2 protein-coding genes are annotated in these 1,676 nt (G+C 64.6%); both read left to right on the top strand.

Features of this window, described 5'->3' with window-relative positions; genetic code table 11:
- Positions 1–225 precede the first annotated feature (225 nt).
- A complete protein-coding gene (locus ARC39_RS25085; protein ID WP_149866554.1) occupies positions 226–1,239 on the top strand; it encodes a tail fiber domain-containing protein in 1,014 nt (337 codons plus the stop codon).
- A gap of 169 nt (positions 1,240–1,408) precedes the next feature.
- On the top strand, positions 1,409–1,676 hold a 268-nt coding region (locus ARC39_RS26360; protein ID WP_236545405.1), incomplete at its 3' end, for a hypothetical protein.

Raw genomic sequence — 1,676 nt, 5'->3', positions numbered from 1 at the left:
CAAAAGGGCTTCGCGCACTCGCGAATGCGATCTGCTCGCACGCCGGGTCGATGCCAATCATGACGCAGCAGACCGCTCGCGACGCTGACGACATGGACTCATTCCCGCCGCCCAGGCGTGGCAATTGATGACGGGTCTTTCGACGCGGCCCTCGGCGGTCGCGCCGAGGCACCGGCCGCGCGCGAAAAGGGCAAATTGACGGCCAGGAACGACGGCAGGGCCGCGTTGAAGAACGCTGAGACGGGCGAGGCGTATCTCGCCCACATGATGGGCCACGCCGGTATCTCGAACCGTTGGGCGCGGCAGGATCGGGCACGCTATCAGAACATTTTCGTCCCTCTGGAGGACGAGCTGGTCGAGGAGGCCCAGAATTGGGACACCCGCTGGAGGCGCGGGCAGCGGGCCAACGAGATGGAGGCGGATGTCATCCGCTCCATCGCCGGGCAGCGAGACAGCACCAACCGCCAGCTCGCCGTCATGGGCGTCAACCCCGCCTCCGGACGGTCGAAGTCCATCCGCCGCGCCGACAGCATTCAGACGGGCCTTGCCCGCGCTGGGGCGCGAACGATCGGCAAGCGCCAGGTGCAGCAGGAGGGGGATGCGAAAATGGTATCGGCCATCAACCTCGGGCATGGCATGGCGGTCAATCCTGCCGACTCCCTCCGGATCTCGAACGGCGCCATCGTATCGGGGCATGAGGGGGCCATGCGGGGATACGAGTCCCAGGGGCGGCTGCTCGACACGCAGTACCAGCAACAACTGCAATCCTGGCAGGCGAACCAGAGTTCAAATGCGGGTCTGTGGGGTGGGATCGGCTCGGCCGCGGGCTTAATGCTGTTGAACCCCGCCATTCTTGGTGCGATTTCCAGCAGGAAGGCGAAGGAACACAAGCGCCCACCGAAGCGCTCGCTCCTCAACGAGGTGCGCGAGGCCCCCGTGGAGCAGTGGAAGTACAAGGACGGCATCGAAGACGGCGGCGAGCACATCGGCTCCTACGCCGAGGATGTATCCCGTGCCTCCGGCGGCCGCCGGCCGGCCGACCGGCTCGATCTCATGGACGAGATCGGCACCACCAAGGGCGCGGTGCAGGAACTCGACAGGCAGGTGCAGGGGATGGCGCGGGACGTGAAGGCTATCGCCCGGTCGCTTCCGCATGCGAAGGGAGAGGCTGGCGGCACACCCAAGCACGTCCGGGGCCACTCGATCCCGCGATCGATGAGAAAGGCGAAGGCGGCCTAAGATAGCTGGTTTTGGTGTCGTCCTGGGCGGCTTCGCCCAGGGCATCACCACGGTTCAAACCCGGCCAAGACAAAAGCAAGCTCATACAGCGCTTTCTATCGCGACCTTTCGGAGAAGGAGTCGGAACAGGGCCGACCCCGGAGGATCGAAGGGGGGAGGGACAGAACCCTTGCCGCACCTGTTTCGAATCGCCCTGTTCCGAGCGTCTGTATCGACTGAGCCAGAAACCCTCCGTTACGAAATCAATTCACATTTCCTAAAGGCGCTGACGGGGGACATATTGCTCGCTACCGCCGAATATCCGGATCGCGAGCTGATCGAGCCAAACTCCTCCGCGGATTGGCCGCTGTTCGCGCAGAGCAGCCGTCCACGCCGAACCATCGCTTCGCGAATGCAGCATAAGGTCGGCCAGCGCAAACGGCCCACTGTGGCCCTTC

This window comes from Tropicimonas marinistellae, from assembly GCF_001509585.1.
Lineage (GTDB): Bacteria > Pseudomonadota > Alphaproteobacteria > Rhodobacterales > Rhodobacteraceae > Tropicimonas > Tropicimonas marinistellae.
The sequence above is the reverse complement of the archived record's forward strand: the minus strand, read 5'-3'. Positions and strand labels throughout refer to the sequence as shown.